Annotated in this window: 13 protein-coding genes; 8 read left to right on the forward strand and 5 right to left on the reverse strand. The window is 70.1% G+C overall.

The features are described from left to right. The first annotated feature begins 43 nt into the window (after positions 1–43). From ACI79R_RS16265 to ACI79R_RS16285, 5 genes are all read left to right on the forward strand, one after another. Positions 44–1,207, forward strand: a complete 1,164-nt coding sequence (locus ACI79R_RS16265; protein ID WP_456574685.1) for a restriction endonuclease subunit S — start codon at positions 44–46, stop codon at positions 1,205–1,207. After that, positions 1,204–4,311, forward strand: a complete 3,108-nt coding sequence (locus ACI79R_RS16270; protein WP_456574686.1) for a type I restriction endonuclease subunit R — start codon at positions 1,204–1,206, stop codon at positions 4,309–4,311. The genes ACI79R_RS16265 and ACI79R_RS16270 overlap by 4 nt, the downstream gene beginning before the upstream one ends. Continuing rightward, positions 4,308–6,026: an ATP-dependent nuclease gene (locus ACI79R_RS16275; RefSeq protein ID WP_456574687.1), complete on the forward strand. Its 1,719-nt coding sequence runs from the start codon at positions 4,308–4,310 to the stop codon at positions 6,024–6,026. The genes ACI79R_RS16270 and ACI79R_RS16275 overlap by 4 nt, the downstream gene beginning before the upstream one ends. A gap of 514 nt (positions 6,027–6,540) precedes the next feature. After that, positions 6,541–8,379 (forward strand): BCCT family transporter, encoded by a 1,839-nt coding sequence (locus tag ACI79R_RS16280; RefSeq protein ID WP_456574688.1) that lies wholly within the window; start codon positions 6,541–6,543, stop codon positions 8,377–8,379. Continuing rightward, the gene (locus tag ACI79R_RS16285) at positions 8,376–9,470 is read left to right on the forward strand and encodes an FUSC family protein (protein ID WP_456574689.1); all 1,095 of its coding nucleotides are present in this window, start codon (positions 8,376–8,378) and stop codon (positions 9,468–9,470) included. Before ACI79R_RS16280 ends, ACI79R_RS16285 begins: the two co-directional genes overlap by 4 nt. 9 nt (positions 9,471–9,479) lie before the next feature. Here the strand turns inward: ACI79R_RS16285 and ACI79R_RS16290 are convergent, their stop codons facing one another. Continuing rightward, the gene (locus tag ACI79R_RS16290; RefSeq protein ID WP_456574690.1) at positions 9,480–9,665 is read right to left on the reverse strand and encodes a hypothetical protein; all 186 of its coding nucleotides are present in this window, start codon (positions 9,663–9,665) and stop codon (positions 9,480–9,482) included. A 188-nt stretch (positions 9,666–9,853) separates the two neighbouring features. Here ACI79R_RS16290 and ACI79R_RS16295 point away from each other — a divergent pair, with 188 nt between their 5' ends. Then, positions 9,854–11,464 carry a sodium-dependent transporter gene (locus ACI79R_RS16295; protein ID WP_456574691.1) on the forward strand — a complete coding sequence of 537 codons (1,611 nt, stop codon included), beginning with the start codon at positions 9,854–9,856 and terminating at the stop codon, positions 11,462–11,464. Next, entirely contained in the window at positions 11,350–11,619 is a 270-nt protein-coding gene (locus tag ACI79R_RS16300) for a methionine/alanine import family NSS transporter small subunit (RefSeq protein WP_456574692.1), read from the forward strand. Before ACI79R_RS16295 ends, ACI79R_RS16300 begins: the two co-directional genes overlap by 115 nt. Here ACI79R_RS16300 and ACI79R_RS16305 read toward each other — a convergent pair. The 3 genes from ACI79R_RS16305 to ACI79R_RS16315 all read right to left on the reverse strand — a co-directional run bounded on the left by ACI79R_RS16305 (position 11,534) and on the right by ACI79R_RS16315 (position 13,688). Beyond that, complete coding sequence (locus ACI79R_RS16305) at positions 11,534–12,346, reverse strand: LLM class flavin-dependent oxidoreductase (protein WP_456574693.1); 813 nt, start codon at positions 12,344–12,346, stop codon at positions 11,534–11,536. The genes ACI79R_RS16300 and ACI79R_RS16305 overlap by 86 nt on opposite strands. Positions 12,347–12,524: 178 nt before the next feature. Continuing rightward, a complete protein-coding gene (locus tag ACI79R_RS16310; RefSeq protein WP_456574694.1) occupies positions 12,525–12,965 on the reverse strand; it encodes a barstar family protein in 441 nt (146 codons plus the stop codon). 117 nt (positions 12,966–13,082) lie between these two features. Continuing rightward, complete coding sequence (locus ACI79R_RS16315) at positions 13,083–13,688, reverse strand: NUDIX hydrolase (RefSeq protein WP_456574695.1); 606 nt, start codon at positions 13,686–13,688, stop codon at positions 13,083–13,085. Positions 13,689–13,785: 97 nt separating this feature from the next. On the opposite strand from ACI79R_RS16315, the gene ACI79R_RS16320 reads away from it, so the two are divergent. Further along, positions 13,786–14,724, forward strand: a complete 939-nt coding sequence (locus ACI79R_RS16320; RefSeq protein ID WP_456574696.1) for a hypothetical protein — start codon at positions 13,786–13,788, stop codon at positions 14,722–14,724. Between the two features lie 9 nt (positions 14,725–14,733). Here ACI79R_RS16320 and ACI79R_RS16325 read toward each other — a convergent pair whose 3' ends face one another. Then, positions 14,734–15,246, reverse strand: a complete 513-nt coding sequence (locus ACI79R_RS16325; protein ID WP_456574697.1) for a DinB family protein — start codon at positions 15,244–15,246, stop codon at positions 14,734–14,736. Positions 15,247–15,257: the final 11 nt, after the last annotated feature.

Raw genomic sequence — 15,257 nt, forward strand, 5'->3', positions numbered from 1 at the left:
AAGGACGACTCTGGGCGCTCTGGTATCGCGGCGTGCCCTGTACTTGAGTGACGGCTACCGCACGAAAGCGTCCGAACTCGGAATAGGCGGCATACCGATCCTTCGAGTTGCCGAAGTGCTGGAAGGTGTGGTGCGGCCTGTGTTCAAGGATCACGTGCGGTCCGAGTTTAGGCCCAAGATGAGAGGCAAGACGTCGCTGCCGAATGACGTCTTGATCACCACCAAAGGCACTGTTGGCAGGGCCGCCATGATTTCGTCGACTTCCCCCGAGTTCGTCTATAGCCCACAGTTGTGTGTTCTAAGGGCGCTTGACACTCAGGTGATCGATCCGCATTGGCTCTATTGCTGGGTGCGCTCCCCGCAGTTCCAGGCCCAAGCGCACGTGGTTGCAGGGCAGACTGACATGGCTCCTTACATCAACCTCGTTGATCTGCGGAGCATGACGATCGACTTGCCACCAATAGAAACGCAGCGAGCGATTGCGGAAATACTTGGCGTACTGGACGAAAAGATCGCCTTGAACGGGCGTATTCGGGGCCTCGTGTTGCGGACAGCGACGGCGATGTACGAGAAATCAGTGGCCGGGTCCTCATCCTCGACAACGCTGAAGGCGGCGGGGAAGTGGCTATCAGGTGGAACACCGAACACGAGCAATCCCGAATACTGGGGCGGTTCGATCCCGTGGATCTCTGCCGCTAGCCTCAAGTCGTTCTTCGTCTCTTGCAGTGACCGCACCCTTACCGATGTGGGCGCAAGGTCAGGGACCCGTCTCGCACCAGCTGGAGCGGTGTTGTTTGTTGTTCGAGGAATGAGTCTGAAGTCCGAGTTCCGAGTAGGCGTCGCGCAGAGGGAAGTCGCATTCGGTCAGGACTGCAAGGCGGTTGTGCTGCACGATGACTTGCCCACTGCCACTGTGGCAGTGGGGCTTCTTGCCGTTCGCGACACGATCCTTGCGCTTGTGGATGAAGCTGGACATGGCACCGGACGTTTGCCGACTGATCGGTTGGAGCAAGTGCGGATCAGGCTCCCGGAATCGGAACACGTGAGACATATGGAAGATGCTCTCTCGTCTCTTGTCCGCCGCGGTGCCGAGGCTGAAGAAGAAAACCGTCGCCTGGTGGTACTGCGAGACGCGCTACTTCCACCGCTGATGTCAGGCGAACTACAGGTTCGCGATGTGGAAACCCTGGCAGGTGTGCGGCCATGAGGGGCTTCGTAGCGGAGTCGGGCGTCGAGGAGGTGTGCCTCGAGTACTTCGCTGACCTGGGCTGGCAGGTGCTGCACGGGCCGGACATCGCTCCGGGCGAGCAGACCGCGGAGCGGTTGTCATACCGGGACGTCCTGCTGGAGGGCCGACTGCGGGCGGCAGTTGCTCGGCTCAACCCAGACCTTGCGCACGAGGAAATCAGCGAAGTCATAGCGACTGTGCGCCGCGCCGAGAGTGCGGATCTGCTGGCGGAGAACTGGCGAGTACATCGGCTGGTCACCAACGGCGTCCCAGTTGAGCGGCGCACCGCGGACGGCGGGACCCGGCACGATGTCGCGCGTTTGGTCGACTTCGACGACCCGGCGAGCAACGACTTCGTCGCCGTCAACCAGGTCAGCGTCGAGCAGGACAACCGGACCCGGCGGCCGGACGTGCTGGCCTTCGTCAACGGTCTGCCGTTGGGGCTCATCGAGTTGAAGGTGCCCGGGCAGGAGGGCGCGACGCTGCGCGGTGCGTGGAACCAGTTGCGCACCTACGCCGACCAGATCCCGGCCCTCCTCGCACACACCGCGATCAGCGTCATCTCCACTGGCACTCAGGCCCGCCTCGGCGCGCTGGGTGGGCAGTTCGAGCACTACGCGCCGTGGAAGACGATCGACGGCTACGGGCTCGCGCCGGCCGGCCTGCCGGAGCTTGAGGTCCTCGTCCGCGGGGTCTTCGCCCCGGGGGTGTTCCTGGACCTGCTGCGCAACTTCGTCGTCTTCACCGACGAGCGGATCGGCCTGGTGAAGCGGGTGGCGAAGTACCACCAGTTCCACGCGGTCAACAAGGCCGTCGCGGAGACCGTCGCCGCGGTATCGCGCGGCGACGGCCGCGCCGGCGTCGTCTGGCACACCCAGGGCTCCGGCAAGAGCCTGGAGATGCTGTTCTACGTCGGCAAGGTGCTTCGGCACCCGGCGATGGCCAACCCCACCGCGGTGCTGCTGACCGACCGCAACGACCTGGACGACCAGTTGTTCGACGAGGTGTTCGCTCCGGCCCGGACCTTGCCGGAGACCCCGGTGCAGGCCACCAGCCGGGAGCACCTGCGCAGCGTGCTGGCGTCGAAGGCCTCCGGGGGCATCGTGTTCTCCACGATGCAGAAGTTCGGCCTGACGAAGGGGGATCGCGAGGCCGGCCGCACCTTCCCGGTGCTGTCCGACCGACGCAACATCATCGTCATCGCCGACGAGGCGCACCGCACGCAGTACGACCTGATCGACGGCCTGGCCCGCAACCTGCGCGACGCCCTGCCCAACGCGTCGTTCATCGGCTTCACCGGCACCCCGATCGAGGCCGCCGACCGCAACACCCGCGCCATCTTCGGCGAGTACATCGACGTCTACGACCTCACCCAGGCCGTCGAGGACGGTGCCACCGTCAAGGTGTTCTACGAAGCGCGGCTAGCGAAGGTCGAGCTGCCCGACGAGGCGCGCCAAGCCCTGGATAGCGGCTTCGAGGACGTCACCGAGCTCGCCGAGACCGACACCCGGGAGAGGCTGAAGACCCGCTGGGCCCGGGTCGAAGCCGTCGTTGGCGCGTCGAAGCGGGTCAAGGCGGTCGCCGCCGACATCGTCGCCCACTGGGAGGCCCGCCGCGGTGCGCTCGCCGGCAAGGCGATGGTCGTCTGCATGTCCCGGCGCATCTGCGTCGAGCTCTACGACGCCATCGTCGCTCTGCGGCCGGATTGGCACAGCGATGACGACACGAAGGGCAAGGTCAAGGTGGTCATCACCGGCTCGGCCGCAGACGGCCCTGAGCTTGCGCGGCACGTGCGCGGCAAGCAGGCGCTGTCGGAGCTGAAGGCCCGGGCGAAGAACCCCGACGACACGCTGGAACTGGTGATCGTCCGGGACATGTGGCTGACCGGCTTCGACTCTCCGGCCATGCACACCATGTACGTCGACAAGCCGATGCGCGGCGCCGGGCTGATGCAGGCCATCGCCCGGGTCAACCGCACCTTCCGCGACAAGCCCGGTGGGCTGGTCGTGGACTACATCGGCATCGCGGAGTCCCTGCAGGCGGCGCTGGCCGACTACACCGACCGCGACCGGGCCCGGCAGGAGGTCGGCGCCCCGGTCGACGAGGCGCTGGCCCTGCTGGAGGAGAAGGTCGAGGTCCTCGGCGAGCTGCTCTACGGCTGCCCCTGGCGCGAAGCGCTGGCCTCCGGGTCCGACCGGGCGAAGGTCGAGGCGATCATGGCCGCCCTCGAGCACCTGCTGGGCGCCTCCGAGATGGACCTGCCTGACCGGTTCCTCCACCATGCCCGGGTCGCCGCGCAGGCGTTCACCCTGGCCGTCTCCTCACCGGAGGCGCTGCGGTTCCGCGACGACCTGGCCTTCTTTCAGGCTGTCGCGGTCGAGCTCCGCCGGGCCCGTGCCGACAGCACTCCGGGCGTCGCCGACGACGTGGAGATGGAGACCGCCATCCGCCAGGTTGTCTCCGACGCGGTCACCACCGGCGGGGTGATCGACATCTACGCCGCCGCAGGCATCGATAAGCCCGACATCAGCATCATCGACGAGGAGTTCGCCCGCCGGCTGTCGACCAAGCCGCACCCGAACCTGCAGATCGAGTTGCTCAAGCGGCTGCTCAACAGCGAGCTGAAGACCATCGCCAAGCGCAACCTGATCACGGAGCGGAAGTTCTCCGAGATGCTCGAACGAGCGATGCGCTCCTACACCAACCGCAGCCTCGACGCCGCCGAGGTCATCGCCGAACTGGTCCAGCTCGCCAAGCAGATGCGCGCCGAACACGAACGCGGCGAGAAGCTGGGCCTGCGCGAGGACGAGCTCGCGTTCTACGACGCTGTGTGCCAGAACGACTCTGCGGTGCTGGAGTTGGGTGACGACACCCTCAAGGCGATCGCGCACGAACTGGTCGGCATCGTCCGCCGCAACGCCACCGTCGACTGGGACAAGAAGGAGCAGGTACGGGCGTCCTTGCGCCGGCACATCCGCCGGCTCCTGATGAAGTACCGCTATCCGCCGGACAAGCAGGAGGGTGCCGTCCTCATGGTCATGCAGCAGGCCGAGTTGTTCGCCGCCGAGGTCGTCGCCGCGTGAGGTTGGTGCACTTCTCCCTGCAGAACTACCGGAGCATTCGTCGTACGGAGCAAATCGCTCTTGGTGACCTCACGGTGCTTGTGGGCCCGAACAATGAGGGCAAGTCGAACATCCTGTCCGGTCTTGTCGCAGGAATGCGACTGCTGGCCTTGCATGACGCTCCCATCGGCGTCCGGACGACGGACCGGGTCATCATGCAGCGCGTCGCGCGCTCCGGCGTCTTCGAGTGGGAGCGTGACGTGCCGATCTCATTGCAGGGGAACGCATCCACGAAGACGGTTTTCGACTTCGAGTTTGAGTTGACCGACGATGAAGTTCGACAGTTCAAGGAGACGGTCAAGAGCAATCTCAACGGTCGGCTGCCCGTTAGGATAACCGTATCTTCAGAGGCGCTGACATTCGAGGTGCGCAAGAAAGGTCCCGGGGCGAAGACGCTGTCGAGTAAGAGTCGTCTGATCTCCCGTTTCGTAGGGTCCATGATCAAGCTGGAACACATCCCCGCAGTGCGGACCGGGGCCAGTGCGGTGGAGATGGTTCGGCGAATGGTCGAGTCGGAACTGCAACTGCTGGAAGCCTCCGACGACTACCAGGCTGCAGTGGCGAAGGTCGCCGAAATGCAGCAGCCGGTCCTCGACGCGCTCGAGAATGTCCTATGCGGGTCGCTGTCCCAGTTTCTTCCAGACGTGAAGTCGGTCCGCGTCACCGTCCAGGACAGGATGTCGGCCTTGCGGAGACAGTGTGAGGTGTTTGTTGACGACGGCGTGCCGACGCCTCTCGGGCAGAAGGGCGACGGTGTCCAAAGCGTTGCGGCGCTGAGTCTTGCTCACCACCTATCCCGTCAATCTGGTGAGACGTCGCGGGCGATCATGCTTGCGATCGAAGAGCCGGAAGCGCATCTTCATCCGAAGGCGATCCATGCTCTCCGCCGGGTGCTCCAAGACATCAGCCGGGATCAGCAGGTAGTCGTCACAACGCACAGCCCCCTACTGACAAACAGGTCCAACATTCGACAGAACGTCGTGGTGCACCGAAACCGCGCGCGGGCAGCGGCTTCGCTCGCAGATGTTCGTGACGTGCTCGGAGTGGAGGTCTCGGACAACCTTGCGTCCGCGGCTCTGGTGTTGCTGGTCGAGGGAGAGACTGATGTCTTGTCGATCAGCTCGGTCCTGCGGTCGCGTTCTCGGCGCCTCGATGAAGCAGTTCGAAACGGTCAACTCGTCGTCATGAGCATGCGTGGTGTGCGCAACCTTGCCAACCAGTTGACTCTCTTGCGCGGCTTCCTCTGCGCAGTCCACGTGTTCATAGACCACGACCAGGCGGGCCGGGAGGCGGAGGAGCGTGCGCGGAGGGAGAACCTGCTCGAGCCTTCCGAGGTGAACTTCGCGATGGCTGCGGGCATGCGGGATTCTGAGGTTGAGGACCTCTTCGACCCTGCTGCGTACGGGCAGGTGCTCGTCAATCACTACGGCGTCACGTTCCCCACCCCCGACTTCAACGCTCGACGCGCGCGCTGGTCGGACCGTGCAAGCCGGGTGTTCCAGGCGAGCGGCCAATCCGTGGCTGACCTCACGGCGGTCAAGCATGCGGTGGCGCGGGCTGTCGCGGAGCAGCCAGTCGGGGCCATCGCCAGCACCGCTGAGTCTGTGGTCGAGGCGTTGATCGCGAACCTCGAGCGGAGGTTGGGGACCTACGCGAGCAGTGCGCCAGCGAGGTGATCGTCAGGCGGCGGGGGTGCTGATTCTGGAGTCGATGGGTGCCAGGCCCGTGGGACGTTCGCAGAAACCTTGCTCTCACCTCGCCGTTCTTCGATCCACGAAGACCCCACCCCTGGTCCTGGCGAGCAGCCAGGACGACAGTCGGCGACGAGCCGGTGGTCACCGCGGACAGCGGTGGCCACCGGCTCTCGTCGTCCGCGGGTCCGGAGCCGGGTTCCGGCCCCGACCGCGAGGAGCATCACAGCACCACGGCCTCCCCCCATCGGCGCTGCCGCGCCCTGGCTGACCTGCGACGACACGCCGCGACCACTGACAGCGCGCATCCCGCCGTCGGCACATGACGACAACCACAGCCCCGGCCGCCTGTCGTGTATTGCGGATCGATCCGTTTCGCATGAGGCTGGGAGTGATGGGCCGAGCGCGCTGGGCGCGGAACTCGGCCGGCCCCAGACTGCGGACCGCGGGTCCCTGCACACGATCGGAGGGCGCCCCCGCGCGGGCGCAGCACCTGCCTGTGACGACTTTCCCCACACCGCCTCGTCCCGACGCCGAGGCGACCGGCCCCGACACCGACCAGCACCCGGCGATCGCCGAGCCGCCGCCGCCGGTGGCCGACGAGAAGGGGTCGCTGGACCGGGTCGTCTTCGCCGTCGCGGCGGTCCTCGCCCTGGCGTTCGTCGCCTGGGGCTTCCTCACCCCGAGCGGTCTCGGCTCGGCCAGCGGCTCGGCGCTCACCTGGATCGAGGAGAATCTCGGCTGGCTGTTCGTGACCCTGGCGTCCGCCTTCGTCGTCTACGTCCTGTGGCTGGCGGCGAGCCGGTACGGCCGGATCCCGCTGGGCCGTGACGGCGAGGCGCCCGAGTTCCGGACCGTCTCGTGGATCGCGATGATGTTCAGCGCCGGGATGGGCATCGGCCTGATGTTCTACGGCGTCGCGGAGCCGCTGGCGCACTACGTGGCGCCCCCGCCGGGCACGGTTCCGGGGGAGAGCCCCGAGGCGGTCCGGACGGCGATGGCCACGACGCTGTTCCACTGGACGCTGCACCCGTGGGCGATCTACGCCGTCGTGGGCCTCGCCATCGCCTACGGCACCTTCCGCCGTGGCCGCAAGCAGCTGATCAGCGCCGCCTTCGAGCCGCTGTTCGGCCGGCGCCGCACCGAGGGCGCGGCCGGCCGGCTCATCGACGTCCTGGCCATCTTCGCGACGCTGTTCGGCTCGGCCGCCTCGCTGGGTCTGGGCGCGCTGCAGATCGGCAGCGGGATGGAGATCCTGGGCTGGGCGGGGTCGGTCGGCAACGGCGTCCTGGTCGGCATCATCGCCGTCCTCACCGCGGCCTTCGTCGCCTCCGCGGTCTCCGGCATCGGCCGGGGCATCCAGTGGCTGTCCAACGTCAACATGGTGCTCGCCGTCGTCCTGGCCCTGTTCGTGTTCGTGGCCGGACCGACCGTGCTGATCCTCAACCTGCTGCCCGAGGCGGTCGGCAGCTACTTCTCCGACCTCGCCGACATGGCCGCCCGCACCGAGGCCACCGGCGGGGACGCGATGGCCGAGTGGCTGCGCGGCTGGACCGTCTTCTACTGGGCGTGGTGGGTCTCCTGGACGCCGTTCGTCGGCGTCTTCATCGCCCGGATCAGCCGCGGCCGGACCATCCGTCAGTTCGTCACCGGCGTGCTGCTGGTGCCCAGCGCGGTCACCCTGATGTGGTTCGCCGTCTTCGGCGGGGCCGGCATCGCCGCTCAGCGCGACGGCGCGGACGTCGCCGGTCAGGCCACCTCCGAGGGGCAGCTGTTCGGGGTGCTGGGGCAGTACCCGATGGCCACCGTCATGACGGTGCTGGTGGTGGTGCTCGTGGCGATCTTCTTCGTCTCCGGCGCCGACGCCGCCTCGATCGTCATGGGGTCGCTGTCGGAGCGGGGCACGCTCGTGCCCAGCCGCCGGACCGTCGTCTTCTGGGGCGTCGTGATGGGCGCGGTGGCGGCGGTGATGCTGCTGGTCGGCGGGGACGAAGCGCTCACCGGGCTGCAGAACCTGACGATCATCGCGGCGCTGCCCTTCGCCCTGGTCATGGTCGGCCTGGCCGTCTCGCTGGCCAAGGACGTGCGCTCCGACCCGATGGTGCTGCGCCGCAGCTACGCGAACGAGGCCGTCGAGCAGGCGGTGGTCGAGGGCATCACCAGGCACGGCGACGACTTCGTGATCGTCGTGGAGGCGGCCGCGACCTCCGACGACGGCACGGCGGCGACCCCGCCGGTGCAGTTCGTGGACAACGTGGCCGGCGTGGCGCCGGTGCGCGAGGAGACCCGCGCCGGGGTCGTCGGCAGGTCCGCGGTGCCGGGAACGCCTCGGGGGTGACCCCGGCCCGGGAGCTGCTGCGCGAACCCTGGGTGCAGCGCGGGGTGCGCGCGGCGCTGGCCGCGGCGGTGGCGTGGCAGGTCGCGACGCTGCTGCCGCCGCCGATGCCGCAGTACGCCTACTACGCGCCGCTCGGCGCCGTCATCGCCGTGCACCCGACGGTCGCGGACTCCGCCGCGGCGGCCTGGCGCACGGTCGTCGCGATCCTCATGGGGTTCGGCCTGGCGGTCGTGGTGCACGAGCTGACCCGGTCGATCCCCAACGCGCTCACCATCGCGCTGATCGTCGCGCTGGCGATCGTCCTCGAACAGTGGCGGGCGCTGCGCGAGCACGCCAGCTGGGTCAGCTTCGCCGCCGTCCTGATGCTCACCGTCGGGACGGCGGGGGACCCCGCCCGGTACGCCCTGGCCTACGCCGGGCTGACCCTGGTCGGTGCGGCGATCGGCGTGCTGGTGACCACCGTGCTGTTCCCGCCGCTGCAGCTCACCACGGCCGCCCGCAGCATCGCGAGCACCCGCGGGCTGCTCGCCCGGCACCTGCGTGACATCGCCGACGGGCTGCGCCGCGGTGCGGTGCCCACCACCGACGAGTGGGCGCGGCGCGGCGGTGAACTGGATGCGGCGCTGGACCGCATGCGTGGCGCCGAGGGGCTGGTGGAGCGGGCGCGGCGGGCCAACCCGCGGGCCCGGCGCTGGGGCGGCAGTGCCGCGAGCATCCGGGAGCAGTCCCGCGCCCTGGACCGCGTCGCGGTCCTCGTCGACGACCTCACCACGCTGGTCGTGGAGTTCCAGCCGCACCGCGTCGGCGCCGACCGCATCGACGGCGGCACGGGCGCGCTCCTGGCCGACGCGCTGGCGAGCCTGGCCCGCGTCGTCTGCGTGCCCTACCGGACCGGCGACGGCGAGCAGACCCCGGACGAGCGGGCCGCCGCCATCGACGCCGCGGAGGACGCGCTGGCCCGGCTCACGACGCTGCTGCGCACCTCGGAGGTGACCGACGACGAGGCCTTCCTCGCACTCGGCGCGGTCACGGTCGGGATGCGCCGCTCCCTGGACGCGCTGCGCGACCGGCGGGTGCCGGGCGAGGCCTGAGCGGCCCGGTCAGAGCCCGCCGCCCCCGAGACCAGCCCCCATGCCGAACCCCGGCAGGTTGCCGAACGGCACGTCCCGCTGCTTGCCGCACAGCCGGCAGACCTTCTGGTCCGGGCCGCGCGGGCGTTCGTCGTCCGGCCGCCGCTGCACGTAGGAGTGGAACCCCAGCCAGCACCGGACGGGCTTCCCGGTCATGGGCCGACGGTAGAGGTCCTGGACCTCCGGGCGAAGAGGCGGACGGCCCTGCCGAGTCCGCGCCGCCGGAGGTGTCGGTCGGACACCCGCTCCGGGAGCCGGGACGCCCGGATCCTGGGATCCTTCCGTCGACGGCGCGATGTGGATCGGATCCGCCCGGCTCGGCGGACCGCGAACCGGGAGGTCGCATGAGCACGGCCGGCACAACCACGGAACAGGCGGGCCAGGAGCGCCGCCGCGGCGCGTTCAGCTCGCGGCGCGTCTTCATCCTCGCGGCCATCGGATCGGCCGTCGGCCTCGGCAACATCTGGCGGTTCCCGTACGTCGCCTACGAGAACGGCGGCGGTGCCTTCGTGGTGCCCTACCTGGTCGCGCTGCTGACCGCCGGCATCCCGTTCCTGCTGCTGGACTACGCGATCGGCCACCGTCACCGCGGCTCGGCGCCGCTGTCCTTCGCCCGGCTGCGCCGCGGCACCGAGGGGCTCGGCTGGTGGCAGGTCGGCATCTGCTTCGTCATCGCCATCTACTACGCGGCGGTCATCGCCTGGGCGCTGCGCTACACCTTCTTCTCGCTCGACGAGGCATGGGGAGCCGACCCCGAGGGCTTCTTCTTCGGCGAGTTCCTGCAGGCCGGCGACGTCTCGGTCACCGCCGACGTGGTGCCCGGGGTGCTGGTGCCGCTCCTGGTCGTCTGGCTGGCCGTCATCGCCATCATGGCGCTCGGCGTCCAGCGCGGGATCGGTGCGACCTCGCTGATCTTCATCCCGGTGCTGGTGCTCGCCTTCGCCGCCCTCGTCGTGCAGGCGCTCCTGCTGCCCGGCGCCGCGGCCGGCCTCGACGCGCTCTTCACCCCCGACTGGTCGGCGCTCGCCTCGGCCTCGGTGTGGGCCGCCGCCTTCGGCCAGATCTTCTTCTCGCTGTCGATCGGCTTCGGCATCATGATCACCTACGCCTCGTACGTCGGCCGTCGCGAGGACATGATCGGCTCGGGGCTCGTCGTCGGCTTCTCCAACTCGAGCTTCGAGCTGCTCGCCGGCATCGGTGTCTTCGCCGCCCTCGGTTTCATGGCGCAGGCCGGTGGCGTCCCGGTCGCCGAGGTCGCCAGCGACGGGATCGGGCTGGCCTTCATCGCCTTCCCGACGATCATCAGCGAGGCGCCGGCCGGCGCCCTCATCGGCGTCCTGTTCTTCGCGTCGCTGGTCATCGCCGGCATCACCTCGCTGGTGAGCGTGATCGAGGTCGTGATCTCCGCCGTCCGCGACAAGCTCGACACCGGCCGGCTCACCGCGACCCTCGTCGTGGCCGTCCCGGCGGCGATCCTGAGCCTGGTGCTGTTCAGCACGACGAGCGGCCTCTACGTCCTCGACGTCGTCGACCACTTCGTCAACCAGTACGGCATCCTCGTCGTGGCCCTGGTCAGCATGCTGGTCGTCGCCTGGCTCCTCCGGGCCCTGGCCGGACTGAGCGCGCACCTGAACGTCCACGGCCGGCCGCGGGTCGGCACCGGCTGGCGGGTCCTGGTCAGCCTGGTGGCCCCGGTGGGACTGGCCCTCGTGCTCGTGTTCGCGCTGCGGGACGACCTCGAGGCCCCCTACGGCGACTACCCCACCTGGTTGCTCGTGGTCTTCGGCTGGGGGATGGTCGTGGCCCTGCCGGTGATCGGCTTCGTCGTCGCCCGGCTGAGGTGGCGCGCCGGAACGCACCTGGACGGGCCGCCACCCGGCTCCGACCCTGCGGCGCCACTGCACGCGACTGCGGCTCCGGACGACCGGGACCGGCACGAGGGAGGGCCCCGATGAGCGGCAGCGCGATCGTGATGATGCTGGTGGCGATGGCCGTGATCTGGGGTGGACTGGTGCTGGCGATCGTCAGCCTGATCCGTCACGGCGCGGTCGAGGGACGCTCCGAGGAGCCGCCGCGGCGGCCTCCCGCAGCTCGTCCAGCCAGCCGGTGACCAGCACCCAGGTCGCGCCGGCGTCCGCGTAGGTCGCCGGGTCGGTGCCGGTCGGCGTCGCGACGACGACGTCGGCCGGTGCGTCGGGGCGGGCGGCGACCTCGGCCACCGCCTCGGGCGGCAGCACGTCCATCCCGCCCTCGGCGGTCATCGCGCCGAGGATGACGCCGTCCCACCGGGCGGCCCGGCCCAGCGTGCGCTCGGTGCGGGTCATCGCCGACGTCCAGACCGGGATGCGCGGCTGCTGCAGCGGCGGGGGCAGGAACTGGACGCCGTCGACCGTGTAGTGCGCGCCGGCGTGCGAGAACGGCTCCGCGGACCACAGGCCCGACACCACCTCCAGCCCCTCGTCGAGCAGAGCGGCCAAGGTGGCGCGGTCCGCGCTCCGGCCGAGCGCCGTGTACTCCGCCGGCGGTTCACCGAGGCCGACGCCGAGCGTCATCCGCCCGCCCGACAACCGGTCGACGGTCACCGCCTGGCGGGCCACCTCCTGCGGCTGGTGGCGGGGGAGCGCGGTGATCGTGGTGCCGAGCCGGACGCGCGACGTCCGCACCGCCAGCGCGCCGAGCACGACCCACGCGTCGGCGATCGGCATCGGGAGGTCGGGCGTGCCGACGACGTGGTGCCAGAGGAAGACGCCGTCCCACCCGTTGGCCTCCGCGGCGACGCCGATCTCCACCAGCGCAGCCGGCTCGTCCATGACCGGGATGCTCAGACCCACCCGCATGCGCGCAAGCTACGTCCGGGAGCTGACATCTCCGCATCGGTCGAGACGTTCCCGCGGGAACGTCGTCAAGCCGTGGACCTTGACGGCGTTCCCGCGGGAACGCTCAGCGCCAGGCGAAGCTGTCCGAGGAGGTCGCCGGCAGTCAGCGTGCGACCGCCACCCCTCTGCGATGGTGCCGCTACGTCGGGCGGTCGAAGTCGTCGCCGTCCCCGACCGCGAAGACGTCGAATGCGACGAGCCGTCCCGTGCTCGTGGCCGAGCGCTCGAGGAGAGCCCACCCGACCTCGACCGTCGTGGCAGGTGCCGCACGGGCGGCGACGTCCACGTGGTCCCACACGACTGCGACGAGCTGCCCGGAGTGGTTCATCGCGAAGTCCTCCCAGCAGTCGTCGAACGCGTCCCAGTTGTGGCCGTAGTACTCGGGGAACGCGAATGCCCGCGCCAGCTCACGGTGGGCGGCCGGCCTCGAGGTCATCGCGCGGCCGTCCAGGTGGATCCGCCGGTACGGGAACCGGTCGAGGAATGCGTCGACCTCCGTGCGGGCGCTCCCGTGCACCCGGTGGAGGGGGCCGGTCAGCCAGGGGAGTTCTCCGTGCACGCACGGTCGCCCGGTCGTCATGGGCCCCGACGGTATCGGGGCGGCCGGCGTGACCCGACCTGCTCCTCCAGCCGCCGAAGGCGTTCCCGCGGGAACGTCGTCAAGCCTCGGCCCTTGACGGCGTTCCCGCGGGAACGCTCAGCGCCAGGCGAACACCGGCTGCTCGTAGTGCGCCACCCGCACCACCTCGCCGCGGCAGGCGATCCGGCAGAACTGGTGCACGATCGCCGCGGTCGGCGCGTGCACGTGCCGGTCGAACAGCGGCAGCCCGATGACCGGGGCGTCGGACTCCGGGATCGAGGTGAACACCGGCTCCACGTCGAGGTCGGCGAGCGGCACCTGGTGCACCGTGGCCACCTCGCCCGCGTTGCCGCGCAGGGCACCGGCCGGCCCGACCCAGCAGACGACCGGCGTCATCACGTAGCCGGACCGGGTGGCGTAGTCGTCGAGCACCCCGAGGACGGCGTCCGGGCCGAGGTCGAGCCCGACCTCCTCGCGGGTCTCGCGCAGCGCGCCCTCCACGGCGGTCTCGCCGGGATCGCGGCGGCCGCCCGGCAGCGCCCACTGGCCCGCGTGGCCGCGCAGCCGCGCCGCCCGCCGGGTGATCACCAGCGCCGGTGCGCCCTCGACCTCGGTGACGCAGAGGGCCACCGCCGCCTGCTTGAGGTCCGGCCGGTCGATCGGCACCCGCGGGAAGCCGGCGAGCCGGGCGGCGAGGGTCTCGCGGTCGAGGGGGAGGGTCACGGTCGGAGGGTAGGGAGGCGGCCTCCCGGGCTGCCGGCCGGACGGCGGCTACCTTCCCGCCATGTCCAGAGGGGGTCGGTCCCGGAGTCGCCGGGGCGTGCACCGCACGGCGTCGGCCACGCCGCCCATCCGAGACGCCTTCGACGCGCTCGGTCGGCAGTTCGTCGACCTGTCGGAGGCCCTGTCCGGGCTCAACCTGCTTCCCCCCGCGGAGGGGGCACCGGCGCTGGCGGACGAGGCGTGGGCACTGCCGGACGCCGTGTGCTTTCGCAACATTCCGCTGGAGGCATCCCAGGCGGCGCGGCAACTGCTCGCGCACACCGCCGACCACCTGCACGGCCTCGGTGTGTTGCTCTCGGCTGCTGGGGTCATCGTGGCGCCGCTCTCGCTGCTGCGGCCCACCTGTGAGTCCGCTGCGACGGCCCACCATCTCCTCGAGCCCGGCCTCGACGCCCTCGAGCGGATCCGGCGCTGGCTGAACCTCCAGTTGATCTCATTGACCGAGCAGGAGCGCTTGCTCCTCGCGCCGGAAGACGCGGACCACCGTCAGCAGGTCCAACAGTTGGCCGGTCGCCTCCTCGAGGACGCCGAGGCCCTCGGCTTCCCGGTCCGTGGCAAGGCGTACTCGGGCACCGGATGGCCGCTGGAGCGCTCGATCGGGGCCAAGCTCCCGGACTCCGGGCCGATGATCGCCGAGCTGTTGGACGCCTACGGGCCCGAGGCGGGTCGCTACTACCACCGCTTCCTCTCAGCACTGGTGCACGCCCAGCCGCACGGCTTGGGCCCCTTCGTCGGACAGGTCGAGAGCCCCGACTGGGCACCGGGCGTACTGCAGCAGCAGGAGTTCCGTACATCGGTCGCAGAGACGGCCGGCTGGCTCAGCCCGCTGATCCGCGGCCTCGATGCGCTGGTGCAACGGGCCGCTGCCTACTACGGCTGGCCGACCGCCACATGGGACGAGGAGTACGGCTACACGGTCCAGGCGCTGGCGATCTGCGTCTCCCGTGGGCGTCCGATCTCGGGAGGACCTACCTGACCGACGGCGTCAGACGCCGGTGGCCCCGTCGATGCGCTCGCGGATGAGGTCGGCGTGCCCCGCGTGCCGCGCGTACTCGCCGATCATGTGCGCGTAGATCCAGCGCAGCGTGACCTCGGTGCCCATGAACGGGCTGGTCGCGTCGAGCCCGCGCTCCGCGCAGTTGGCCCGGGACACGGCGACCTCGGCCTCCCACGTCTCCCGCGCCGCGGCCAGCGTGCTGCTCCCCGTCACCTCGAAGCCGCCGTCCGGGCCGTCGGGGTCGGCGGCCGGGTCGTGGATGGGTGGCACCCGCTGCCCGAGCAGCACGCGCTGGAACCAGTTCCGCTCCACCTCGGCCATGTGCTGCAGCAGCCCGAGCAGCGTCAGCGGCGACGGGTCGACCGCGGCGGTGCGCAGCTGCTCGTCGGTGAGCCCGGCGCACTTGCCGACCAGCGTGGCCCGGTAGAAGTCCAGCCAGGCGGCGAGCGTGGTGGCCTCGTCGGCCTGCAGCGGGGGCATGGCGCGGTCGGTCGTCGTCACGCCCCCGATGC

The organism is Blastococcus sp. SYSU D00820 (assembly GCF_054050695.1).